The sequence below is a fragment of the Pseudomonas koreensis genome, assembly GCF_024169245.1.
In the GTDB taxonomy this organism is placed as follows: domain Bacteria; phylum Pseudomonadota; class Gammaproteobacteria; order Pseudomonadales; family Pseudomonadaceae; genus Aquipseudomonas; species Aquipseudomonas koreensis_F.
In genome coordinates, this window is record NZ_JALJWP010000001.1 from 4,262,529 (window position 1) to 4,279,648 (window position 17,120).

At 59.8% G+C, this 17,120-nt stretch carries 17 protein-coding genes; 10 read left to right on the forward strand and 7 right to left on the reverse strand.

Annotated features, from left to right (window positions below; translation table 11 throughout):
- Positions 1–353: 353 nt before the first annotated feature.
- The 4 genes from J2Y90_RS18905 (at position 354) to J2Y90_RS18920 (ending at position 4,962) form a co-directional block, all read left to right on the forward strand.
- Entirely contained in the window at positions 354–1,580 is a 1,227-nt protein-coding gene (locus J2Y90_RS18905) for a zinc-dependent alcohol dehydrogenase (RefSeq protein WP_253501730.1), read from the forward strand.
- Positions 1,581–1,595: 15 nt separating this feature from the next.
- Complete coding sequence (locus J2Y90_RS18910; protein WP_253501732.1) at positions 1,596–2,525, forward strand: ZIP family metal transporter; 930 nt, start codon at positions 1,596–1,598, stop codon at positions 2,523–2,525.
- A 110-nt stretch (positions 2,526–2,635) separates the two neighbouring features.
- Positions 2,636–4,003, forward strand: coding sequence for an iron-containing redox enzyme family protein (locus tag J2Y90_RS18915; RefSeq protein WP_253501735.1), 1,368 nt, complete (start codon positions 2,636–2,638; stop codon positions 4,001–4,003).
- A gap of 14 nt (positions 4,004–4,017) precedes the next feature.
- Positions 4,018–4,962: a methyltransferase gene (locus J2Y90_RS18920; RefSeq protein ID WP_253501738.1), complete on the forward strand. Its 945-nt coding sequence runs from the start codon at positions 4,018–4,020 to the stop codon at positions 4,960–4,962.
- A 33-nt stretch (positions 4,963–4,995) separates the two neighbouring features.
- Here J2Y90_RS18920 and J2Y90_RS18925 read toward each other — a convergent pair whose 3' ends face one another.
- Complete coding sequence (locus J2Y90_RS18925; RefSeq protein WP_253501742.1) at positions 4,996–5,430, reverse strand: short chain dehydrogenase; 435 nt, start codon at positions 5,428–5,430, stop codon at positions 4,996–4,998.
- Positions 5,431–5,741: 311 nt separating this feature from the next.
- On the opposite strand from J2Y90_RS18925, the gene lpxO reads away from it, so the two are divergent.
- A complete protein-coding gene (gene lpxO / locus J2Y90_RS18930) occupies positions 5,742–6,641 on the forward strand; it encodes a lipid A hydroxylase LpxO (protein WP_253501751.1) in 900 nt (299 codons plus the stop codon).
- Positions 6,642–6,794: 153 nt separating this feature from the next.
- Here the strand turns inward: lpxO and J2Y90_RS18935 are convergent, their stop codons facing one another.
- The gene (locus J2Y90_RS18935; protein WP_253501754.1) at positions 6,795–7,661 is read right to left on the reverse strand and encodes a Ku protein; all 867 of its coding nucleotides are present in this window, start codon (positions 7,659–7,661) and stop codon (positions 6,795–6,797) included.
- A gap of 190 nt (positions 7,662–7,851) precedes the next feature.
- Between J2Y90_RS18935 and J2Y90_RS18940 the strand changes: the two genes are divergently transcribed.
- The 4 genes from J2Y90_RS18940 (at position 7,852) to nudC (ending at position 11,215) form a co-directional block, all read left to right on the forward strand.
- A complete protein-coding gene (locus J2Y90_RS18940) occupies positions 7,852–8,172 on the forward strand; it encodes a hypothetical protein (protein WP_042609927.1) in 321 nt (106 codons plus the stop codon).
- A 52-nt stretch (positions 8,173–8,224) separates the two neighbouring features.
- Positions 8,225–9,379, forward strand: a complete 1,155-nt coding sequence (locus J2Y90_RS18945; RefSeq protein WP_253501757.1) for a PQQ-dependent sugar dehydrogenase — start codon at positions 8,225–8,227, stop codon at positions 9,377–9,379.
- Between the two features lie 185 nt (positions 9,380–9,564).
- Complete coding sequence (locus J2Y90_RS18950) at positions 9,565–10,377, forward strand: crotonase/enoyl-CoA hydratase family protein (protein WP_253501759.1); 813 nt, start codon at positions 9,565–9,567, stop codon at positions 10,375–10,377.
- 7 nt (positions 10,378–10,384) lie between these two features.
- Entirely contained in the window at positions 10,385–11,215 is an 831-nt protein-coding gene (gene nudC, locus J2Y90_RS18955) for an NAD(+) diphosphatase (RefSeq protein ID WP_253501761.1), read from the forward strand.
- On the opposite strand, the gene J2Y90_RS18960 is transcribed toward nudC, so the two are convergent.
- From J2Y90_RS18960 to J2Y90_RS18970, 3 genes are all read right to left on the reverse strand, one after another.
- Positions 11,183–11,962: a TSUP family transporter gene (locus tag J2Y90_RS18960; RefSeq protein ID WP_101160301.1), complete on the reverse strand. Its 780-nt coding sequence runs from the start codon at positions 11,960–11,962 to the stop codon at positions 11,183–11,185. The two genes, nudC and J2Y90_RS18960, sit on opposite strands and share 33 nt — an antisense overlap.
- Before the next feature lie 265 nt (positions 11,963–12,227).
- Entirely contained in the window at positions 12,228–12,707 is a 480-nt protein-coding gene (locus J2Y90_RS18965; RefSeq protein ID WP_253501763.1) for a DUF1348 family protein, read from the reverse strand.
- A gap of 54 nt (positions 12,708–12,761) precedes the next feature.
- Positions 12,762–13,325 carry a TetR/AcrR family transcriptional regulator gene (locus tag J2Y90_RS18970; RefSeq protein WP_253501765.1) on the reverse strand — a complete coding sequence of 188 codons (564 nt, stop codon included), beginning with the start codon at positions 13,323–13,325 and terminating at the stop codon, positions 12,762–12,764.
- 180 nt (positions 13,326–13,505) lie between these two features.
- Between J2Y90_RS18970 and pssA the strand changes: the two genes are divergently transcribed.
- Entirely contained in the window at positions 13,506–14,849 is a 1,344-nt protein-coding gene (gene pssA, locus J2Y90_RS18975) for a CDP-diacylglycerol--serine O-phosphatidyltransferase (RefSeq protein WP_253501767.1), read from the forward strand.
- Positions 14,850–14,970: 121 nt separating this feature from the next.
- Here the strand turns inward: pssA and efeO are convergent, their stop codons facing one another.
- Together efeO and efeB are read right to left on the reverse strand one after the other, a co-directional pair.
- Positions 14,971–15,795 carry an iron uptake system protein EfeO gene (gene efeO, locus J2Y90_RS18980; RefSeq protein ID WP_083352772.1) on the reverse strand — a complete coding sequence of 275 codons (825 nt, stop codon included), beginning with the start codon at positions 15,793–15,795 and terminating at the stop codon, positions 14,971–14,973.
- Positions 15,796–15,821: 26 nt separating this feature from the next.
- A complete protein-coding gene (gene efeB, locus J2Y90_RS18985; RefSeq protein ID WP_253501769.1) occupies positions 15,822–17,120 on the reverse strand; it encodes an iron uptake transporter deferrochelatase/peroxidase subunit in 1,299 nt (432 codons plus the stop codon).

The window sequence follows — 17,120 nt, forward strand, 5'->3', positions numbered from 1 at the left end:
AGAGCTGGTCTGTGGTGCCTGGTACCGAATTGAATACCAATCTGGAGCTTTTCCAGCTCCCCCCAGTCTGTGCTTGAGTTGAGCCAACGCGCATAAGCCGTCCGCAACTGGGGCCTTTGAAGGCAAGCTGCTGAGCGACGAGTACGGGGTTCTTGTTGGACATTGGCGCGCATTGTCGCATAACTCAGACGGCAGTTATATGGCAGGCAAACCGGCATCTGCGTCGGCTCGCCAGGCGGACGCGGAATATCCGCTGATCAAAATCTCGAAAACCCGAATGAACTCACGCGGCCGTTTTCACTTCGGAAAGTGGAGCAGCAGCCATTTTCGTTCAATCGAGTGAGGACCAAGCCATGCGAGCAATGACCTATCACGGCGCTCATGATGTGCGCGTCGAAACCGTACCGGACCCGAAACTTGAAGCCGCCGACGACATCATCCTGCGCGTCACCGCGACCGCCATCTGCGGGTCGGATCTGCACCTGTACCGAGGCAAGATACCCACCGTCGAACACGGCGATATCTTCGGCCACGAGTTCATGGGTATCGTCGAAGAAACCGGCTCTGCCGTCACAGCGGTGCAGCCCGGCGACCGTGTAGTAATTCCGTTCGTGATCGCCTGTGGCGATTGCTTCTTCTGCCAGCAGGAGCTTTACGCCGCCTGCGAGACGACCAATGAAGGCCCCGGCGCAGCGCTGAACAAGAAAATGATTCCACCACCGGCCGCGCTGTTCGGCTACAGCCGTCTGTATGGCGGGATTCCCGGCGGCCAGGCGGAACTGGTGCGCGTACCGAAAGCCAATACCGGCCCGTTCAAGGTGCCGGGCACACTGTCCGATGAAAAAGTGCTGTTTCTGTCTGACATCCTGCCGACTGCCTGGCAAGCCGTGATCAACGCCGGCGTCCAACAGGGTTCGAGTCTGGCCATTTACGGCGCCGGGCCGGTCGGTCTGCTCACCGCCGCCTGCGCCAGAATGCTCGGTGCCGAGCAAATCTTCATGGTCGATCACCACCAGTACCGCCTCGATTATGCCCAGCGCACTTACGGGGTGATTCCGATCAACTTCGATGAGGACGACGACCCGGCCGACACCATCATCAGCCAGACTGCGGGTCATCGCGGCGTGGATGCGGTGGTCGATGCCGTGGGCCTTGAAGCCAAGGGCAGCACCACCGAAACCGTCATGGCTACACTCAAGCTCGAAGGCAGCAGCGGCAAGGCCTTGCGCCAGTGCATCGCCGCCGTACGGCGTGGCGGTGTGGTCAGTGTTCCGGGCGTTTATGCCGGTTTCATTCATGGCTTCATGTTCGGCGATGCCTTCGACAAGGGCCTGACCTTCAAAATGGGCCAGACTCACGTACAGCGCTTTCTGCCCGAGCTGCTCGGCTACATCGAAACCGGCAAGTTGCAGCCCGAAGCGATCATCACCCACAGGCTGTCGCTGGAACAGGCGGCCGAGGGCTACAAGATCTTCAATAAAAAGCAGGAAGAATGCCGCAAGGTGATTCTGACCCCGGGTGGCAGCGATGTTCCTTTGGCGCAGCTGGATGAAACCACGCCGTTCGTACCGGCTACTTGAAACTGAGGAGTTTACATGGCGCTACCGTCATCTTCGTTCGCAGCTCCCGTGCGAGCATGGTTCGTGAACCTGTCGCGCACAGGCTGGGGAGGACGCATTTTCTGGCTGACGCTGGTCGGTGTCACCGTGTTGCTGCTGATCAGCGGATACACCGGTCTGGTCAGCACAGGCCGCGATACCTTGCGCCTCGCCAGCCTTGGTGGGCTGTCGGGTTTTGCCGCTACGGCCGTCGGTGCATTGCTGGCCTTGGCGTTGCGCGCAATTACCTCGCGAACCCAAGACACCATGCTGGGATTCGCGGCGGGGATGATGTTGGCGGCCAGTTCCTTTTCACTGATCCTGCCGGGGATCGCGGCGGCGAAGGAGGCGGTGAGCAGTCCCATGCTCGCCGCAGCCGTCGTGGTTGCCGGCATGGCTTTGGGCGTTGCATTGATGGTCGGCCTCGATCGCTTCGTCCCACACGAACATGAAAAGAGCGGGCGGCGCGGCCCCGAGGCGAAGCGCTTCAATCGAGTCTGGTTGTTTGTTCTCGCGATCACTTTGCACAACCTCCCGGAAGGCATGGCGATCGGCGTCAGCTTCGCCACCGGCGACATGAAAATCGGCCTGCCACTGACCACCGCCATCGCCATTCAGGACATTCCCGAAGGACTGGCCGTAGCTTTGGCGCTGCGGGTGACCGGCATTTCCGCAGTGCGCGCAGCGTTGATTGCCGCCGCTTCGGGATTGATGGAGCCGTTGGGCGCGATCATCGGTTTGGGCATCACCAATAGTTTCGCCTTGGGTTTTCCCGTCGCGATGGGCCTGGCGGCGGGCGCGATGATCTTCGTGGTCTCCCACGAAGTGATCCCGGAAACTCACCGCAACGGCCATGAAACCCCTGCCACGCTTGGCTTGATGCTTGGGTTCGGCGTGATGATGTTTCTCGATACGGCTTTGGGTTAGTCAATCGAGGCGCGCCACTGAGCGCATCGCTTCGCACAAAAAAGGAATTTTTTTCAGCGCCAATCACTCTTTCGTTTACAGGCAATGCCAATAACGCAGGGGAATGAGTCATGTCGCTGATCGAAATCCCGACCAGGAAGTCTTCGGGTAAAACATCCAGGCCGGCGGATACCGAGCGCCGGCTCTATGACCGATTGTTGGCAGAAGACTCCACGGCCGATCGCGCGGCGCTGGACTTTCTGCGTCGACAATTGAGCACGGCGGCCGCACTGCCTGACGATTTGCCGGGCAGCGCTGAAGAGTTGCTGCAATGGTCGGAAACTCGTTGCGCCAAAGTCGCTGGCGAATACGCGGATTACCTCGAACAACGTCAGCAGGGCGCGCCACGCCGCTATTTCCGCAACAAATCCCACGCCTTGTATTTCATCTTGCATGTGGCACCGACCAAAGAGGTCGATGGCGCCTGGCTGGCCGGGCTGCTGGCGCAGTGGCAGGATCCGCGTTTCGACGATTTGCTCGACACCTATCTGGAAGAGCTGGGCGAGGGCGTACCACGGCAGAACCATGTGGTGATCTACCGCAAACTGCTCGCCGAGCACGACTGCTCCGATCTGAGCGGCCTGGCCGACGAGTATTTTCTACAAGGCGCCGTGCAGCTGGCGTTGGGACGCTTTGGCAGCCAATTCATCCCTGAAGTCATCGGCTTCAACCTCGGCTATGAACAACTGCCGCTGCACTTGTTGATCAGTGCTTATGAGCTGGCAGAGCTGGGCATCGATCCGCACTATTTCCGCCTGCATGTGACCATCGACAACGCCAGCACTGGCCATGCGCGCAAGGCTGTGCAATCGATGCTCGAGCTGATGCCGCTGGGCGAAGAGCGCGACGAGTTCTACCGGCGCATGGCGATCGGTTATCGCCTCAACGATGTCGGCAAGGGCACCACCGCGGTGATCAAGGAATTTGATTTGCAGCATGAAGTCATCGCCATGCTCGAGCGCAAAGCGGTGTTCGGCCGACACATGCATTCCGATTACTGCCGCATCGAAAACCGCACCATCAACCAATGGCTGGCCACCCCGGGGCAAATGGGTGAATTCCTCGCGGCACTGGAGCGCAAGAGCTGGATCAAGCGCGGTGAGGCGGTTGAAGAGAGTCGCTTCTGGCGCCTGATCGATGGCAGCGATGCGGCCATGTTCGGGGTGTTCAACGGCTATGAAAAACAGCTCATGCGCGACTGGATCACTGAGGATTGCCCGGCTTCGCGGCCCCGGCCTTACGTGCGCCGCGAAGCCGCCGTCGAGGAAACCTTCGACGATGACGCCGATCTGCTCAACCTCGAAGCCGCGCTGGCTGACAAGCCTTCCGCCGAGCAAATGGAGATTTTGATGCCATGGTTGCAACCGCAGCGGCACTGGCGTCCGGCAGGACTTTTCGCGACGCGTCGCTTCATGCAACTGCGCGCCCGCTTGCGTTGAAACAAGGAGCTTTCATGTCGGCACAAGAAACATCGGACAGAGCGCTGTTCGAGTTGGGCAAGCGCCTGCTCGACAGCAGTTATCACTTCATCACACCAACGCCGTTGACCCACGAACGTTTTCTGCAGCGCTTCGCCACGCCGCTGGCGAAGGATCTGCGCGACGTATTCGGTTGGTCGATGCCGTTTCCTGCCGAGCTATTCAGCGCAGACGAACTGGCCAGCCTGGAGCAGGCTGGCATAGTCGAACGCGATGGCGCCGTATGGCGCAGCCAGGTGCGCTGGTCGACGCTGAATGACCGGTTATTTGCTCACTCTGCGTTTCCGACGACGGCGAGCGACGCAGTGTTCTTCGGTCCGGATACCTACCGCTTCTCCCAGGCCATCGAAGCGCAGTTGCAGCAACGCTTCTCGCCGATAAGACGTGCGGTGGATATCGGCTGCGGCAGTGGCGCCGGGGCGGTGCTTATCGCCAAGGCGCGGCCGGATGCCGAGGTGTGGGCCGTGGACATCAACCCGCAGGCGTTGCGCATGAGTGCGGTCAACGCCGAGCTGGCCGGGGCCAGCAATGTGTCGGTGTATCACAGCGATCTGCTCGCCAGCGTCGAAGGGCAGTTCGATCTGATCATCGCCAACCCCCCATACATGAACGACCAGCAACAGCGCGCCTATCGTCACGGCGGCGGGGCACTGGGCGAGGGCTTGTCGGTGCGTATCGTGCGCGAGGCGTTGCCGCGTCTGGAAGTCGGCGGCACGTTGCTGGTGTATACCGGCGTCGCGATTGTTGCCGGCAAGGATCCGTTCCGCGAGGCGGTTGCGCCGCTGCTCAAGAACGAGCGTTTCGGCTGGACCTATCGCGAGCTCGATCCGGATGTGTTCAGCGAGGAATTGCTCAAGCCTGAATATGAGCGCGCCGAGCGAATCGCGGTGGTCGCGCTGACGGTAACCCGCGAGCAGTGACCGACGATTGGGCCACTGCTCGTGCCGGTGGCCTTATCGATTTCTGATGCGCGAGAGTGTCAGCAGGCAAACCCCAACCAGCATCGCAGCCCCGGCTACCAGCAGTGGCGAAGGGCGAATTGGCTGCCGCGAAATTCGCTCGACCCGCCCGGCGAGGGATGCGCGCACCGGCGCAGCAGCTTCAGCCAGATAGGGCGTTTCTTCGATTTCCAGGCGTAAGCCGTCCGCCATTACCAACGTCAGCCCCTCAATCGTGCCGGCAATCCTGTCCGGATACACCGGCTCACCGGTCGGGTCGAGCTGGTCGTAATAGAAAGTCTGCCCTTCAAGCCAGCCGACGGCGGTCTGCAATTCAGGTCCCAGGTAATACTTTCCATCGAGAAAAAAGCCAGAGAATTGCGGCGCGCGCTCGACGCTTTCAATGCGATAGCGCTGACCTGGTTTCATACCGGTTTCTGGGGCGATCATGGGGGTTCCTCCATTATTGGTAAGCGATAGAGGAGCGCATGTGAAGCGTGGTTCCATCGAAATGAGCAGCGGGCGTTTCGCCTGCTTTGGCAATCGCGCAGGCATTACACAAAAGTAGTGCAAGACAGTTTTTCACAGTTGAGGGTTCACTATCGGTTACAAAGTGTGGCTAAAATGCCATCCTTTCACCGAGCGCCCGGAAACGGCGCGGGCCAAGGACGCGCCCTGTGCATCAAGACCGCTGCATAAGACGCTGGGCCCAAGGCCGCCACGCGCGCAGTTTGTTCACTTTTGACGTGTGACCCTTTTCCGTGAAACTCATCATTGCCGCTGTTTATGTCATCTCCATTGCTTACGTTCACCTGCGTGGACGCGTGCGCCACAAGCTGGGGCGGCAATTGAGTGACCACTCGACGTTTCTCGCGCCGATCAACTGCTTCCTGTACCTCTTTTCGAAAATGCCGAACAAGCCGTATCTGAACCCGGCGGATTTTCCCGATCTGAGCCCGTTGCAGGCCCATTGGGAAGAGATTCGCGAGGAAGGCCAGAACCTGCTGCGTGCCGGCGAAATCAAGCGTTCGAACCAGTATGACGATGTCGGCTTCAACTCCTTCTTCAAGACTGGCTGGAAGCGCTTTTATCTGAAGTGGTACGGCGACAGTCATCCGTCGGCTATGAAGCTGTGCCCGCGCACCACCGAGCTGGTGCAGAGCATCGGCTCGATCAAGGCGGCGATGTTTGCCGAGTTGCCGCCGGGCTCGAAGCTGGTGCGCCATCGCGACCCTTACGCCGGTTCCTATCGCTATCACCTGGGCCTGGATACGCCGAACGACCCTGGCTGCTACATCAACGTCGATGGCGAGAACTATCACTGGCGCGATGGCGAAGCGGTGATGTTCGACGAGACGTTTATTCATTACGCGGAAAACACCACTGAGCAGAACCGGATCATCCTGTTCTGCGATATCGAGCGGCCGCTGAAATACCGCTGGGCGGCGGCGTTCAATCGCTGGTTCAGTCGCACGGTGATGTCGGCAGCAGGCGCGCCGAATGATGCTGGGGACAAGACCGGTGGCATCAACCGTTTGTTTACCAGGATCTACAAGATCCGCTTGCGCGGCAAAGAGCTGAAGAAGCGCAACCGCACGCGGTATTACCTGGAGAAGTGGGCGATTTTTGCGGCGTTGTTGGCGATCTTTATTCTGATCTGAAGATTTGCGGTGTCAGTACCGGCCTCTTCGCGAGCAAGCTCGCTCCCACATTTGATGTGAATGCAAATATTGCATCCGACTCCAAACCCTGTGGGAGCGAGCTTGCTCGCGAATGCGGCCTTGAATTCAAAAAATCTCTACCTGATGCAACACTTACTCCCCAGACGCCTTCCGAGTCTTCTTCGCCGGCGCCGCTTTAGTGGTCGATTTGGCCTTGGGCTTGGCCGGTGCCTTGCCGCCGAGGCTGCGTTTGAGCAGCTCGGTCAGGTCGATAACATCGGCCGTCTTGCGCTCTTCCTCGCCAGTGGAGGTCTCGACATCCTCGATCTTGCCTTCGTGGGCCTTCTTCTCAACCAGGGCCATGATCTTGTCTTCGAATTCGTCCTTGTAATCCTCCGGCGTCCACTCCGCGGTCATGTCTTCAACCAGACGTTTAGCCATGTCCAGCTCGCCCTTGGCCAGTTGCGGCTTGGTCACTTCACTGCCCAGCGCCAATTCATCGAGGCTGCGTACTTCCTGCGGCCAGCGCAGCTTCACCAGAACCAGCGCCGACTCCAGCGGCATCAATGCCGCCAGGTATTGGCGCGTGTGCAGGACGACGCGGGCGAGGGCGACCTTGTTGGTTTTGCTCAAGGTTTCGCGCAGCAACGCGTACACCTTGCCGCCGCGTTTGTCCGGCGCCAGGTAGTAGGGCGTGTCGATGTTCTGCAGCGGAATCTGTTCGGCGTCGACGAACGAGAAGATGTCGATGGTCTGCGTCGAAACGGGGTGCGCGGAACGGATCTCTTCCTCGCTGAGCACCACGTAGCGGCCTTTTTCGTAAGCCACGCCTTTGACGATATTTTCTTTGGTGACTTCCTTGCCGGTGACCTTGTTGATGCGTTTGTAGCCCACCGGGTCCATGCTGCGGCTGTCGAGCCAGTCGAAGTCCACGCCTTGGGACGACGTCGCTGAAACCAGCGCCACGGGGATGTGTACCAGTCCAAAACTGATTGCGCCTTTCCAGATTGCCCGAGCCATGACCTGTCCTCCGAGTGATGATCAGGTGACCCGTGGCGCGGCGAGAAAGTTTCCAATGATTGCGGGGGCTTCCGGCGACACGGTCAACCCGTGTTACATGTTGTTTAAGGGGCGAGGGTTAACAAATCCGAACCCACGGCGTAGCGTGGGCTCCAAGGCTCTAGTCCACGCACATCGAGAGGCATTTCTCATGAACCGGTTTCTGATTGGCATCGCCGTCCTGGCCCTCAGTGGCGGTCTGGTTCATGCCGACGTCGTGCTGGCGCAAAGCCCCACCGGCAATAGCAACAATCCCTACAACAGCCCGATCCGCCGGGCCAATCCCAACAGCATGCAGGGCACCCAGCCCAGCGCGCCGCCCCTTCGCGGGCCGAACACCGTTCCCGTGCCACGTCAGCCGACCGTGGAAAATCGCGGCATCGGTAACGGTCAGCCGATTCGCTCGGTGCCGAGCAATCCACCGACCTTCATTCCCAACCCGCCCTCACGGGGCACCGGCAGCAACCGTTGAACGGCAGGACTAAAGTTCTGTCAGCCCTTCAATCGAACAAAAGGAATCGTGCATGTTGCGTAAAACCCTTCTAGCCACTTGCTGCGCCGCCGCGCTGATCAGCGCCCCGGCATTCGCCGCCGCGCCCAAAGAGCTGAAAAGCGAACAGGGCATCCTTGAAGTCAGCACCATTGCCCAAGGCCTGGAACATCCGTGGGCGCTGGCGTTTCTGCCCGATCAGAAGGGCATGCTGGTGACCGAACGGCCGGGCCGTCTGCGCGTCGTGAGCAAGGACGGCAAATTGTCGGAGCCGATCAGCGGCGTGCCACAAGTCTGGGCCAAAGGGCAGGGCGGTTTGCTCGATGTAGTGCTGTCGCCGGACTTCAAGCAGGACCGCATGGTCTACCTGTCGTATGCAGAGGGCGGTGGCGAGGGCGGCAAGGCTGGCACAGCGGTAGGGCGCGGACGACTTTCCGAGGACTTGAAGACGCTGAAGGACTTCAATGTAATCTTCCGGCAGGAACCGAAACTGTCGGTGAGCAACCATTTTGGGTCGCGGCTGGTTTTCGATCGTGATGGCTATCTGTTTATCACTCTGGGTGAAAACAACGACCGACCGACCGCGCAGGATCTCGACAAGCTGCAAGGTAAAGTCGTGCGCATCTACCCCGACGGCAAAGTGCCGGACGATAACCCTTTCGTTGGCCAATCCGGTGTCCGGCCTGAAATCTGGTCCTACGGTCTGCGCAATCCGCAGGGCGCGGCGCTCAATCCGTGGACCGGTACGTTATGGGAGAACGAGCACGGGCCCCGTGGCGGCGATGAAGTGAACATCATCGAGCGCGGTAAAAACTACGGCTGGCCGTTGGCAACCCACGGTATCAATTACTCGATGCAGCCGATTCCGGAGGCGCAGGGTAAAACTGCCGAAGGTACTGTGGCACCGCATCACGTCTGGGAGAAGTCACCGGGTGTCACTGGCATGGCGTTCTACGATGCCGATCGCTTCAAGCCATGGCAGCACAACGCATTCATCGGCGCGCTGGTGTCCCAGGAACTGATTCGCCTGCAGTTCGATGGCGACAAGGTCGTGCATGAGGAGCGTCTGCTGGGTGAGTTGAATCAACGCATCCGTGATGTGCGCCAGGGACCCGACGGCTATTTGTATGTGCTGACGGATGACGAGAATGGCTCGTTGTACAAGCTGGGGTTGAAACCCTCGATCTGAGGTCGATCGTTCCCACGCTCTGCGTGGGAATGCAGCCCGGGACGCTCTGCGTCCCAAAAGATCGCAGCCTTGGGCAGCTCCTACAGAATCAGTGCGCCAGGCAGTCCCGCATTTGGCCGAACCGCCACCCCGTTGCCTTGTTATAGTTCGGGCCTTATTTTCCAGCCCGGTAAAGGACCACTGCCATGACTCAATACTCCGCCTTCAGCGTCGAACTGGCCGATAACATCGCACACGTGCAGATCAATCGGCCGGAAAAGATAAATGCGATGAACGCTGCGTTCTGGAGTGAGATTGTCGAGATCTTTCAATGGATCGACGACACCGACGAAGTCCGCGTGGTGGTTCTCAGCGGTAATGGCAAACATTTTTCCTCAGGCATCGACCTGATGATGCTCGCCGGCGTCGCCAATGAACTGGGCAAGGATGTGGGCCGCAATGCACGCCTGTTGCGGCGCAAGATCCTCAACCTGCAGGCTTCGTTCAACGCCGTCGACAATTGCCGCAAACCGGTGCTTGCCGCCATTCAGGGCTATTGCCTGGGCGGGGCCATCGATCTGATCGCAGCGTGTGACATGCGCTACGCCGCCGAGGACGCACAGTTCTCGATCAAGGAAATCGATATCGGCATGGCCGCCGACGTCGGCACGTTGCAACGGTTGCCGCGAATCATCGGAGACGGCATGCTGCGCGAACTGGCTTACACCGGTCGTACCTTCGGTGCCGAAGAAGCGCGCACCATGGGCCTGGTCAATCGCGTCTACGGCGACAAGGACACGCTGCTCGAAGGCGTATTCGACATTGCCCGTGACATCGCTGCCAAGTCGCCGATTGCCGTGACCGGCACCAAGGAAATGATCAGCTACATGCGCGACCATCGCATCGACGATGGTCTCGAATACGTTGCCACCTGGAACGCCGCCATGCTGCAATCCACCGATCTGCGCGTGGCCATGGCCGCCCATATGAGCAAACAGAAACCCGAATTTCTGGATTGAGTTAACCATGATCTCTCGCTGGACCACTGCAGTACTCGACACCGATCAACCCGGCGGCTGGGCCGTAGCGCGTAGCCCGGAAGGCTTTCTGTTCGATGACAACGGCGCATTGTTCCCGCGCGAATGGCTCAAGCGCCAGGACCTTGCGGTCCTTGCCGAGCACGGCATTGGTCATCTCGATGGCGAACCGGTCTATCTGCTCGAGTTGCGCAGCGTCAGCGAAGTGCCCGGTTGCGGCTGGAAAGGCCTGCGCGCGTTCATGCTCGAGGGTGATCACACGCTGTACAAGGTGCTCGGTTATGCCGCGCAGATCGGCACCTGGGCACGCGAGCATCGCTTCTGCGGTAACTGCGGCCAGCCGATGACGCAGGTGCCGCGCGAGCGCGCGATGTATTGCCAGCCGTGCGATCTGCGCAGTTATCCGCGAATCTCACCGAGCATGATCGTGTTGATCACCCGTGGCGACGAGATCCTGCTGGCGCGCTCACCGCGCTTCGTCACAGGGGTTTACAGCACCCTGGCCGGTTTCGCCGAGCCGGGGGAATCGGCCGAGGATTGCCTGATTCGCGAAGTGCGCGAAGAAGTGCAGATCGAGGTGAAGAACATCCAGTACGTCGGCAGCCAGTGCTGGCCGTTCCCGCATTCGATGATGCTCGGCTTCCATGCCGAATACGCCGGTGGCGAGATTGTCTGTCAGGAAGACGAGATCGAAGACGCGCAGTGGTTCAACGTGCATGAACTGCCGCCGTTGCCGGCGTCGCGTTCGATTGCCCGGTACCTGATCGATGTCTACGTAGCGCGGCGCTTAGGCCACGCTGAACCAGTGCTGCCAGGCTAGGCGCACGGTCAGGCCAAGCACCACGGTGATGAACACCGGACGAATGAACTTGGCGCCGCCGCTGATCGCGGTACGCGCGCCGAAGAAAGCCCCGACCATCACCGACAGGCCCATGCACAGACCAATGATCCAGTCGACCTGACCGGAGAAGATGAACACCGACAGCGCCGCAATGTTGCTGACAAAGTTCATGCTCCGCGCCACGCCGCTGGCCTTGACCAGATCGATCGGGTACAGCAGCAGACTGCTCACCGTCCAGAACGCGCCCGTGCCGGGTCCGGCAACGCCATCGTAGAAGCCGAGGCTGAAGCCTTGGGTCGATTGCCATTTCTTTTTGATCGGCGCATCGCTGTCCAGCGGCGCCTTCGGCGTGCCGCCAAACAGCAGATACACACCGCAAGCGAAGACAATCACCGGCAGCATCTTGTTCAGCCACTCGGCGGGCAGGTAATGCGCAACCACCGCCCCCGTGAGCGCGCCGACCAGAGTGCCGACGATCGCGTGGGTCCATTGTCGCGGGTGAAACAGCTTGCGCTTGTAGAAGGTGAAACTGGCGGTCGCCGAACCGAAGGTCGAACTCAGCTTGTTGGTGCCCAGCACCAGGTGCGGCGGCAGGCCCGCTGTCAGCAAAGCCGGCGTGGTCAACAGACCGCCACCACCAGCAATGGCATCGATGAAACCGGCAAGAAAGGCAACGGCAGCCAGAATGGCCAGGGTGGTGAGGTCAACGCTGAGTTCGAAAGGCATGGAGTCGGCTTATTCGGCAAGGCGCAGAACGTGAGCTGCGGGGAGGGCGGTTATGTTACCTGTATCGAACTGATGCGGCGAGCCGTAGGGCCTATTCGCGAGCAGGCTCGCTCCCACAAGGTCCCATGCTTAACATTATTCTGAGGTGAGCCGGCCAACTTGTGGGAGCGAGCTTGCTCGCGAAAGCGGTATCACAGTGACATTTGTATCGACTGAAGAAGCGCCTTCGCGAGCAAGCTCGCTCCCACATGGGAACCCATTGACATTAGAGACCGAGGTCAGACAACCCCGGATGGTCATCCGGCCGGCGGCCCAGCGGCCAGTGGAATTGGCGTTCGCTTTCCTTGATCGGCATGTCATTGATGCACGCATAGCGCTGGAACATCAGGCCGTTGTCATCGAACTCCCAGTTCTCATTGCCGTACGAGCGGAACCAGTTGCCCGAGTCGTCGTGCCATTCATAGGCATAACGCACGGCGATACGGGTGTCGGAGTAGGCCCACAGTTCTTTGATCAAGCGATAATCCAGTTCTTTCGCCCATTTGCGCGTAAGGAACGCCTTGGCCTCTTCGCGGCTGTTGGCGAACTCGGCGCGGTTGCGCCATTTGGTATCGAGGGTGTAGGCGAGCGAGACCTTTTCCGGATCGCGGGTGTTCCAGCCATCTTCAGCGAGACGCACTTTTTCGATGGCCGATTCACGATTGAACGGTGGCAATGGCGGACGTACCTGGGCTGCAGCAGACATATTCAATCTCCTGATTCATTTGATGAAATAACAACGGGTCCGGCGTGTTTAGAGTTACAGGCCCAATAACTTACGCGCCATGCATTGCGCATTATCGGCGGCACTGTGATCACCCATCACAAGCGCTACGGTAATGGCGCCTTCAATCAGAATCAGCAACTGTCTGGCCAGCACTTGCGGATCCTCGGCGCCATATTCGGTACACAGCTCGCACACGTAGTCGAGCAGCTTCTGTTTGTGTTCTTTGGCCACCAGCCGCACTGGATCCTGTGGATCGCCGGTTTCGCCGCTGGTGTTGATAAAGGCGCAGCCGCGAAAGCCTTCCGAGTCGAACCAGCCCTTGAGCACTGTAAACAGGTTGAGCAGACGATCGGCCGGGGTTTCGGCCTGATCGACAGAATTTGTGAACCAGTGCATCCAGCGAACATCGCGTCGCTGAAGGGCTGCGACGACCAGCGCGTCCTTGTCGGCAAAGTAGCGGTAGATGCTTTTTCTGGAGACGCCGGCGGTCTTCACCAGAAGATCCATGCTGGTGGCAGCGATGCCACTTTTGTAGATCAACTTTTCGGTGACATCCAGAATGATGTCGCGTGTGTCATTGCTGATTGATTCGTTCATGCGACGAACAGTAGAACGGATGTTCTCCTTGGTCAAGCGGATATGTATTGCGTCTGTGAAATCGCTTTCGCGAGCAGGCTCGCTCCCACAGGGGACTGCATTTCAACCGACACTGAGAAGACCCGGCGCAGACGATGGTGTAAGCTCTCAAACTCTTCGGAATCGAACCTTGCGAGCCTTATGCCGTTGCTTTTCAAACGTTCTCTGCTGCCCAAACTGCGCAGCTTCGCGCTGACCGCCGAGGCGGTGAGCATTCTGTCCAGTGCTGCCGAATTCCGACGCTGCCTGCTCGAGCAAATCGCCGCTGCGACCCAGCGCATTTACATCGTCGCGCTGTATCTGCAGCAGGATGAAGCCGGTCAGGAAATCCTCGATGCCCTGCACGCCGCCAAACTCAAGCGTCCCGAGCTGGAAATCGCCGTGGTGGTTGACTGGTTGCGTGCCCAGCGCGGCCTGATCGGCGCGGGCAAGCAGCCGGGTAACGCTGCCTGGTATCAGGACATGACCCGCGCGCATCAGAGCGAAGTGCCGATCTACGGCGTGCCGGTGCAGACCCGCGAGCTGTTCGGCGTGTTGCATCTCAAAGGCTTCGTCATCGACGACAATGTGGTCTACAGCGGCGCCAGCCTGAACAACGTTTACCTGCACAAACTCGACAAATATCGCTTCGACCGTTACCACGTGCTGCACAGTCGCCAGTTGGCGGATTCGATGCATCACTTGGTCAAGCACGGCCTGATCGAATCGAAAGCCGTGCATCGCCTCGACCTGCCGAACCTGCCGAGCACGCGCAGCCTGCGCAACGACATCGGTGACCTGCGCAGCCGCCTCAAATACGCGACCTACGACACCAGCGCCGGCGGCACCAGTAGAGAAGGCCTGTCGGTCACGCCATTGCTCGGCGTCGGCAAGAACAACCCGCTGAACCGGGCGATTCTCGAACTGATCGCCAGCGCGCAAAAGCAGCTGACCATCTGCACGCCGTACTTCAATCTGCCACTGGGCGTGATCCGCGAGATCAACCGTGCGCTGGCTCGTGGCGTGAAGATCGATATCGTGGTCGGTGACAAGACCGCCAACGATTTCTACATTCCACCGAGCGAGCCGTTCAAGGTGATCGCCGCGCTGCCGTATCTGTACGAGATCAGCCTGCGCCGCTTCGCCAAACGCCATCAGCACAGCATCGACAGCGGCCAGTTGAATCTGCATCTGTGGCGCGAGGGTGATAACACCTATCACCTCAAAGGCATGTGGATCGATCAGCGCTACACCTTGCTGACCGGCAACAACCTCAACCCGCGAGCCTTCCGCCTCGACCTGGAAAATGCGCTGCTGATCGAGGATCCGAAAGGCGAGTGGCTGGAGCCTCGGGCGAAAGAGCTGGAAAACATCTTCCGCCATACCACGCGGATCGACAGCTTCCAGACCCTGGAGACACTGCCGGATTACCCGGCAGGGGTGGCGAAGTTTCTCAAGCGGGTGAGTCGGGTGAGGATTGAGCGGTTGCTGTACCGGATTCTCTAGGGTTTGGTATGTGTAGTGTGGCGAAAACCGCTATCGCGAGCAGGCTCACTCCTACAGGGGAACGCATTCCAATTGTAGGAGTGAGCCTGCTCGCGATAGGGCCCTGACAGGCGCTGAAGATTCAGTTCAGACCCAGCTTCCCGCGCATCATCGACAAATCCTCCGCCAATGTATTCACCGGCCCGACCAGCGCTTTGCGGTCGTTGTCCTTCACTTTGTCATAGGTTTCAAAGCCGCCATCCGCTGTCTTGTACTTGGCGAGGATCTTGTCGACCGTGGCAAAGTTCTTGTCGACTTTCGCTACAAATGCCTTGTCCTGCTGTTCGACCTGCGAACGGAACAGATCGACGATTTTCTTCGCGCCGTCGATGTTGCCCTGGAAGTCGTACAGGTCAGTGTGGCTGTAGCGATCTTCCTCGCCGGAAATCTTCGTCGCCGCGACTTCTTCCAACAGCGCGGCGGCGCCACCGACGACTTTCTCCGGCGGGAAAGTCAGGCCGGCGACACGGGTTTGCAGATCCTGCACGTCTTTGTTCAAACCGTCGGCCAGTGCATCCAGACCCTGGGTGGATTTCTCCGCGAACAGCGAATATTCGATCCGGTGGAAACCGGTGAAATCTTCAGCCTTCACACCTTTCTCGTGATCATCGACGCGCGAGTCGATGGACGCATCGAGATCACTGAACAGCTCGGCAATCGGTTCGATCGATTCGTAATAAACCCGCGTCGGCGCGTAGAGCTTCTGCGCGGTGGCCAGGTCGCCTTTCTTCACCGCGTCGGTGAACTGCTGGGTGTGGCTCGCCAGTTCATCGAGCTTTTCGGTAACGTAAATCTTGTAATCCGACACCGGCCCCACCAGATCCAGCGGCGCGGTCGCGGCGAACGCCGACAGCGGGGTGTTGAGCAAACCAAGGGTCAGCAATAACGCGAGTGGCGTCTTTTTCATGGGGCGGCTCCAGTGTCGGTTGGGTGTCATGCGGTTTTGTTGTGGGAGGTGGCAGCCAGTAACGAGCGGCCGATGAAATCGTCATCGCCGGTTACGCCGGGCAGGGTGAAGAAATAACCGCCGCCGACCGGTTTGAGGTATTCCTCGAGCGGTTCGCCGTTGAGGCGGGTCTGCACGGTGATAAAGCCTTGTTCCAGATCGGCCTGGTAGCAGATGAACAGCAGGCCCATGTCGAGCTGACCGTTCTTGTTGACGCCGTTGGAATAGTTGAACGGTCGGCGCAGGATCAGGTTGGCCTGGGTCGCGGCAGTGCGCGGGTTGGCCAGACGAATGTGCGCATCGAGCTTGGTCAGCTTGCCGGCCGGATCTTTGCTGTAATCCGGTACTTCACTTTCAGTGTGGCCACCGATGGGCGCGCCGCTGCTCTTGACCCGGCCGAGAATGCTTTCCTGCTCCTGCAAGGGCGTGCGATCCCAGCGCTCGACGAAGTTGCGGATGATGCGTACCGCTTGATAACTGCCATGGGCAGCCCAGGCCGGCTCGTCACTGCCCGGTTGCACCCAGACAATCCGCTGCATGGCATTGGCGTCGTTGGAATCGGGGTTGGCCGAACCGTCGCGAAAGCCGAGAAAGTTGCGCGCCGACTGTGCCGGTGCACCGGGTTTGGCCGGCGCTTGCGGCGGTACGCTGCCTTCCTGCTTCCAGCGCACCAGCAGCAGGTCGGGCAGGTTCTTGACGATGTCGCGCAGCGCATGAATGTTGGTATCAGCAGTGTTGGCGCAGAACTGCAGGCTCAGGTCGCCATGGCAGCAATCAGCGTCCAGCGCATCGTTGGGAAAGCCGACCATGCGTTGCAGACGCTTGGGCTTTGCCGCCGCGAGACCGAAGCGTTCGTCGAACAGCGAGTCCCCCACGGAAACAGTGATGGTCAGGTTGTCCGGGGTGACCACCGGGCCGAGGATACCGGAGTCCGGCGGCGGCAGTTTCGGATCGATCTGCGCCACCGGGCCGCCCTTCATCAAAAACGCGATGCGTTCGTTGAGAGTGCGGAACAGCCGCTCGAGGTCTTCGCGATCGCTGGCCAGCACATCGAACGCCACCAGCATGCCCGAGGCCGGGCGCGGGGTGACGATGCCGGTCTGGTGCACGCCGTGGAACTCGTGGCGGTCTTCGGTCTTGTCGCTGCTCGGCGCTTCGGTGACTTGTGCCGGTGTGGCGGCCATGGCCGGGCAGCTCAGGGCCGATCCGGCGAGGGCGACACCGGCGGCGCCCATGCCCATCAGCACGCGGCGCCGGTGCAGGTTGAGAGGTTCTGAATCGTTCAT

Coding starts and splice junctions, on each gene's coding strand:
- J2Y90_RS18920 (WP_253501738.1), top strand. CDS start 4,018: ATGTCGGCACAAGAAACATCGGACAGAGCGCTGTTCGAGTTGGGCAAG.
- J2Y90_RS18915 (WP_253501735.1), top strand. CDS start 2,636: ATGTCGCTGATCGAAATCCCGACCAGGAAGTCTTCGGGTAAAACATCC.
- J2Y90_RS18905 (WP_253501730.1), top strand. CDS start 354: ATGCGAGCAATGACCTATCACGGCGCTCATGATGTGCGCGTCGAAACC.
- pssA (WP_253501767.1), top strand. CDS start 13,506: ATGCCGTTGCTTTTCAAACGTTCTCTGCTGCCCAAACTGCGCAGCTTC.
- J2Y90_RS18970 (WP_253501765.1), bottom strand. CDS start 13,325: ATGAACGAATCAATCAGCAATGACACACGCGACATCATTCTGGATGTC.
- J2Y90_RS18940 (WP_042609927.1), top strand. CDS start 7,852: ATGAACCGGTTTCTGATTGGCATCGCCGTCCTGGCCCTCAGTGGCGGT.
- J2Y90_RS18960 (WP_101160301.1), bottom strand. CDS start 11,962: ATGCCTTTCGAACTCAGCGTTGACCTCACCACCCTGGCCATTCTGGCT.
- J2Y90_RS18935 (WP_253501754.1), bottom strand. CDS start 7,661: ATGGCTCGGGCAATCTGGAAAGGCGCAATCAGTTTTGGACTGGTACAC.
- efeO (WP_083352772.1), bottom strand. CDS start 15,795: ATGAAAAAGACGCCACTCGCGTTATTGCTGACCCTTGGTTTGCTCAAC.
- J2Y90_RS18910 (WP_253501732.1), top strand. CDS start 1,596: ATGGCGCTACCGTCATCTTCGTTCGCAGCTCCCGTGCGAGCATGGTTC.
- J2Y90_RS18925 (WP_253501742.1), bottom strand. CDS start 5,430: ATGATCGCCCCAGAAACCGGTATGAAACCAGGTCAGCGCTATCGCATT.
- J2Y90_RS18945 (WP_253501757.1), top strand. CDS start 8,225: ATGTTGCGTAAAACCCTTCTAGCCACTTGCTGCGCCGCCGCGCTGATC.
- J2Y90_RS18965 (WP_253501763.1), bottom strand. CDS start 12,707: ATGTCTGCTGCAGCCCAGGTACGTCCGCCATTGCCACCGTTCAATCGT.
- J2Y90_RS18950 (WP_253501759.1), top strand. CDS start 9,565: ATGACTCAATACTCCGCCTTCAGCGTCGAACTGGCCGATAACATCGCA.
- nudC (WP_253501761.1), top strand. CDS start 10,385: ATGATCTCTCGCTGGACCACTGCAGTACTCGACACCGATCAACCCGGC.
- efeB (WP_253501769.1), bottom strand. CDS start 17,120: ATGAACGATTCAGAACCTCTCAACCTGCACCGGCGCCGCGTGCTGATG.